The organism is Roseobacter sp. (assembly GCF_024639605.1).
Taxonomy (GTDB): Bacteria; Pseudomonadota; Alphaproteobacteria; order Rhodobacterales; family Rhodobacteraceae; genus Roseobacter.
Window position 1 is genome coordinate 1 of sequence record NZ_JAHEHZ010000191.1, and the last position, 5,475, is coordinate 5,475.

Below are 5,475 nucleotides of genomic sequence, written 5' to 3' on the forward strand. Positions count from 1 at the left end.
CAATCACACGGTCGAGATTGAGAAAGGCGATGATGAATCCTTCAAGAACCTCGAGGCGGTGGTCAATTTTCTCCATCCGGTGGGTCGAGCGGCGAACCAGCACTTCCTGACGGTGATCCAGAAAAGCCCGCAGCACCTCTTTCATCGAGCAGACCTTCGGTGTCAGCCCGTCGATCAGCACATTCATATTGAGCGAAAACCGCACCTCAAGATCCGAGTTGCGATAGAGCATGCCCATCAGCACCTCGGGGTCCACGTTTTTGGACCGTGGCTCCAGAACCATCCGGATGTCATCCGCGCTCTCGTCACGGACATCTGCAAGGATCGGAATTTTGCGCGTCTGAATGACTTCCGCGATCTTTTCGATCAGCTTGGATTTCTGCACCTGATAGGGGATTTCGGTTACGACGATCTGCCACTGCCCGCGGCCCAGATCCTCAACCTCCCAGCGGCAGCGCAACCGGAAAGACCCCCGGCCCGTACGGTAAGCAGTCGCGATATTTTCGGGCGGCTCGACAATCACACCACCGGTGGGAAAATCTGGTCCCGTCACATAGTTCAGCAGGGTATCATCGCGCGCATCAGGCGTTCTGATCAGGTGGATGCAGGCGTCGCAGAGCTCTGCGATATTGTGTGGCGGAATGTTCGTTGCCATGCCGACAGCGATCCCGCTGGAGCCGTTGGCGAGCAGATTCGGAAACTGCGCAGGCAGCACAACCGGTTCGGTGAGCGTGCCGTCATAGTTTTCCCGGAAATCGACTGCGTTTTCATTGAGCCCGTCAAGCATCGCCTCGGCCACAGCCGTCATACGGGCCTCGGTGTAGCGGGAGGCGGCAGGGTTATCGCCGTCAATATTGCCAAAGTTGCCCTGCCCGTCCACGAGCGGATAACGCACGTTGAAATCCTGCGCGAGGCGCGCCATCGCATCATAGATCGCGGCATCGCCATGCGGGTGATAATTGCCCATCACGTCGCCGGAAATTTTGGCCGATTTCCGAAAACCACCGGTCGACGAAAGCCGAAGCTCGCGCATGGCATACAGGATACGCCGGTGCACCGGTTTCAGCCCGTCGCGCGCATCAGGAAGTGCGCGGTGCATGATCGTGCTCAACGCATAGGTCAGATACCGTTCACCCAACGCCCGGCGCAATGGCTCGGACAGATCCGGAACCGGTGCGTCAGGAATTTCAGCGTCATCAACCATCGCCTTTGTGTAGCGAGACCGCGGGAGAGCGACAAGCGCGATATCACGTATCCCGGGGCGCCCGACGTTGCCGGTTTGCCACGCTCAGAACCTGATGCGGTTTGCATGAAATTCCCTCTCACTGAAAAAAAACGGTGATGATAGGGACCCCGAACGGCTTGTCGTGTGTTAAGATGGCAAGTGTAGTGATTTTGGAAGGTTGATATGAAACGGTTTCTGCTGCTTGTTTCGGGGTTTCTTTTTGTAGGGTTTTACCAACTGAGTGGCGGCGCGGATTTCGATCCCGTGGCGGCGCGCGAAGCGGCTGTGCTTGCCCGGATGGAAGACGACGCGGCGCGCCGCGATGCGGCCCCGGCCACGATGATTGCGATGTTGAAAAATACATCGCGTCAACCATCAATCGCGCCGGAAACGCCGGTGACAGAACAGGAAACCGTTTTTGCTTCAGAGGCCTCCGAAGTGCAGGTGGTAACCCGCGCTGCGGTCGATCTGAGCCTGCTGACGCCCACAGAACCCGAAGTCCGGACAGCGCCTGAACCCGCTCCGGCCATCGTGGCAGAAGAGCCAGCACCCATCGAGATAAAAGCGGCATTTCAGTCTGTTGAAGATCTCGCTGCTGCGTCAAAGACACCCATCCCCAGCCTGATCTTTCCAGGAGCAACCACGGCTGCCGCATCCGGCGGAACACCTGCTGCCCGCGATCTGCGGTTCATCGATGGTGATCGTGTCAACATGCGCTCAGGCCCCGGAACGAGCTATGAAGTCGTAAATCAGTTCGGACATAACACAGCCGTCGAGGTGCTCGAAGACAGCGGGACCGGATGGGTGCGCCTGCGTCCCGCAGAAGGTGGCCCGGACGGCTGGATCGCGGACTTTCTGCTGACCGGCGGATAGGCTTGCATTTCCCGATCTGAGAATGCATCTGGCGGACAGACAGGGAGATGTCATGTCCGCCAGATCGATTCTTATTACAGGGTGTTCATCGGGAATCGGTTATGCAGCGGCCCACGGTCTGCGGGACGCCGGATGGCAGGTTTTTGCGGCCTGCCGGCAGGCTGATGACTGCGATCGCCTGAAATCCGAAGGATTTGACAGCCCTCAGATCGACTACTGCGACACTGCCAGTATTCGAAATGGCCTCGCAACCGTTCTGGAGAAAACAGGTGGCACACTGGACGCTCTGTTTAACAACGGGGCGCATGGCACGCCCGGCGCTGTCGAAGATCTGCCAACCGATGCGTTGCGCGCGATTTTCGAAGCAAACTTTTTTGGCTGGCATGAACTGACCCGCGCGGTGTTGCCGGTGATGCGCGCGCAGGGCCACGGACGGGTGGTACAGTGCTCCTCCGTTCTGGGTTTTGTCGCGCTGCCCTTGCGCGGTGCATATAATGCTACAAAATTCGCGATCGAGGGGCTGACAGATACGATGCGTATCGAGATGCGGGATACCCAGCTGCATTTTATCCTCATCGAGCCGGGCCCCATCACCTCAAAAATCCGACAGAACTCTGTCCCGCATTTCGAGCGCTGGATTGATGTCGAGAATTCACCGCGTCGCGCGGAGTATGAAGCGAAACTGAAAAAGCGCCTTTATGCCGATACCGGACCCGACCGGTTTGAATTGCCGGCAGATGCCGTGGTGCGCAAACTGCTGCATGCGCTGACCGCGGATAAACCAAAGCCACGCTACTACGTGACGACGCCCACCTATCTGATGGGCGCGTTGCGACGTCTGCTCAGCACACGGGCTCTGGACCGCGTGCTGTCGCAGACCTGAACGCCGCAGATTTGCCGACCCTCGCTCGTTTTTCGGCAAAGCCCGCCTATATGGCAGAGCAACTGATGGAAGGACTAACACTGTGGACCCGTTATTTGCACTCGTCGTCATCGCCTGCCTGGCAGTTGTCATCATTCTTATGTTCGGCCTGGGTGGGTTTGCCGGCGGTGGCAAGTTCAACAAGGAAAACTCCAATAAGCTGATGCGGTGGCGCATTGCGGCACAGTTTGTCGCGGTGCTGCTTATCCTCGTTTATGTCTATTTCCGCAAATAAGGGGCTGTTGAGCGATGGTCGTTCTGAACAAAATCTACACCAAGACCGGTGATGCTGGTGAAACCGCTTTGGGCAATGGCGTACGGGTTGCAAAGCACGCCGTGCGGGTCACGGCCTATGGCACATCGGATGAGCTGAATTCTTTCGTCGGCGTGGCGCGGCTTGAGGCCACCGGCGATACTGATGCCGCTCTGAGCCGCATACAGAACGACCTTTTTGATCTGGGCGCGGATCTGTGCCGGCCGGATATGGAGCAGGACGCCGAGGCCGAATACCCGCCACTGCGCATGATCGACGCGCAGGTGACGCGGCTGGAGACTGAGATTGACGCCATGAACGCAGAACTCGACGCCCTGCGCAGCTTCATCCTTCCCGGCGGCGCCGCCCTCGCAGCGCATCTGCATGTGTGCCGCACTGTGTCGCGGCGCGCCGAACGGCTCTGTGTGGAGCTCGCCACCATGGAGGCGATCAATCCGGCAGCGGTGAAATACCTCAACCGGCTGAGTGACTGGTTTTTCGTTGCGGCGCGAATGGCCAACAACGGCGGCAAGGATGATGTGCTCTGGGTGCCGGGCGCAAACCGCTGACGGCCGGCAGGTATTTGCGCGCAGGTTCCGGACGTCAAAATGCACAACGAGCAGCCAGGAACCGCCCTCTTTCAGAAAAAACGCGGCGTTCCTGAGCCGGGACGCGACGATTTTACACTGTTTCGTGCCCTTCGACCCGGTTAAACCACCTGGCAGGAGATATATGGCTTGCACGCGGGTGTGAGTCGCAAACCAAGGAGAGATGCGCTCATGAAGGTTCTGGTACCTGTCAAACGCGTGATCGACTACAACGTAAAAGTGCGCGTTAAAGCGGACGGTTCCGGGGTCGATCTTGCCAATGTGAAAATGTCGATGAACCCGTTCGACGAGATTTCCGTCGAACAGGCCATCCGGCTGAAAGAGGCAGGTCAGGCCGACGAAGTTGTGGTCGTTTCTGTCGGCGTGAAACAGAGCCAGGAAACGCTGCGGACTGCGCTGGCCATGGGCGCGGACCGCGCCATTCTGGTCATTGCCGCCGACGATGTGCATCAGGACATCGAACCGCTGAGCGTCGCGAAGATCCTCAAAGCGATTATTGATGAAGAGCAGCCCGGTCTGGTGCTCTGCGGCAAGCAGGCGATCGACAATGACATGAATGCGACCGGTCAGATGCTCGCCGCACTGATGGGGTGGAGCCAGGCGACCTTTGCCTCCAAAGTCGATATAGAAGGCGACAAAGCTGTCGTGACCCGCGAGGTGGACGGCGGTCTGCAGACGATCAAAGTCAGCATGCCAACGGTCATCACCGTCGATCTGCGCCTGAACGAGCCGCGCTACGCCTCGCTGCCAAACATCATGAAAGCCAAGAAAAAGCCGCTGGACGAGAAAACCGCTGCCGATTACGGCGTAGATGTTTCACCGCGCCTTGAAGTGGTGAAAACCGCAGAACCCGAGGCCCGTGCGGCCGGGATCAAGGTCGGCTCCGTCGATGAGCTGGTATCGAAACTTAAAGAAGCGGGGGCTGTGTAATGGCTGTTCTTCTCCTTGCAGAAATCAACGACGGCGAACTGGCGATGGACGCCACAGCCAAGGCCGTAACAGCCGCGCAGGCTCTGGGCGATGTGACTGTCCTGGCGACAGGTGCAACCTGTTCTGCAGCCGCGACCGAAGCCGCGACTATCCAGGGTGTGGCCAAAGTGCTCTGCGCCGAAGACGCGCTTTACGGTAAGCGTCTGGCGGAGCCGGTAGCTGATCTGATCGTTTCGCTGTCGGGCGATTACAGCCACATTGTGGCCCCGGCGACGACAGATGCCAAAAACATCATGCCGCGCGTTGCGGCTCTGCTTGATGTCATGGTGATCTCCGACGCCACCGCCGTGGTGGATGCAGACACCTTCGAGCGCCCGATTTACGCAGGCAACGCAATGCAGACGGTTAAATCAGTGGATGCGAAAAAAGTGATCACCTTCCGGGGATCGACGTTTGACGCAGCCGCCACCGGCGGCTCTGCTTCGGTCGAAACCATCGGTGCTGCTGCTGATCCGTCTCTGTCGGAATGGGTTGAGGACAAGGTCGCGGAATCCGACCGTCCCGAGCTCACATCAGCCGGTGTGGTGGTCTCCGGTGGACGCGGCGTCGGCTCTGAAGAAGACTTTGCGCTGATCGAAAAACTGGCGGACAAACTGGGGGCCGC

Annotated in this window: 7 protein-coding genes; 6 read left to right on the forward strand and 1 reads right to left on the reverse strand. The window is 58.7% G+C overall.

The genetic code is table 11. The features are described 5' to 3' along the window. The coding region (locus Q0M35_RS17025; protein WP_295317460.1) for a DNA topoisomerase (ATP-hydrolyzing) at positions 1-1,204 on the reverse strand (1,204 nt) is incomplete at its 3' end. Positions 1,205-1,408: 204 nt separating this feature from the next. Here Q0M35_RS17025 and Q0M35_RS17030 point away from each other — a divergent pair. The 6 genes from Q0M35_RS17030 to Q0M35_RS17055 form a co-directional block, all read left to right on the forward strand. Continuing rightward, entirely contained in the window at positions 1,409-2,098 is a 690-nt protein-coding gene (locus Q0M35_RS17030) for an SH3 domain-containing protein (protein ID WP_295317461.1), read from the forward strand. Between the two features lie 52 nt (positions 2,099-2,150). Then, positions 2,151-2,981 (forward strand): SDR family NAD(P)-dependent oxidoreductase, encoded by an 831-nt coding sequence (locus Q0M35_RS17035; RefSeq protein WP_295317462.1) that lies wholly within the window; start codon positions 2,151-2,153, stop codon positions 2,979-2,981. Positions 2,982-3,063: 82 nt separating this feature from the next. After that, positions 3,064-3,255 carry a twin transmembrane helix small protein gene (locus Q0M35_RS17040; RefSeq protein ID WP_246227739.1) on the forward strand — a complete coding sequence of 64 codons (192 nt, stop codon included), beginning with the start codon at positions 3,064-3,066 and terminating at the stop codon, positions 3,253-3,255. Between the two features lie 14 nt (positions 3,256-3,269). Continuing rightward, positions 3,270-3,842 carry a cob(I)yrinic acid a,c-diamide adenosyltransferase gene (locus Q0M35_RS17045; protein ID WP_295317463.1) on the forward strand — a complete coding sequence of 191 codons (573 nt, stop codon included), beginning with the start codon at positions 3,270-3,272 and terminating at the stop codon, positions 3,840-3,842. Between the two features lie 210 nt (positions 3,843-4,052). Then, on the forward strand, positions 4,053-4,811 hold the full coding sequence (locus Q0M35_RS17050; protein WP_295317464.1) for an electron transfer flavoprotein subunit beta/FixA family protein: 759 nt from the start codon (positions 4,053-4,055) through the stop codon (positions 4,809-4,811). Beyond that, positions 4,811-5,475, forward strand: a 665-nt coding sequence (locus Q0M35_RS17055; RefSeq protein ID WP_295317465.1) for an FAD-binding protein, incomplete at its 3' end; no start/stop codon positions are given. The genes Q0M35_RS17050 and Q0M35_RS17055, both read left to right, overlap by 1 nt.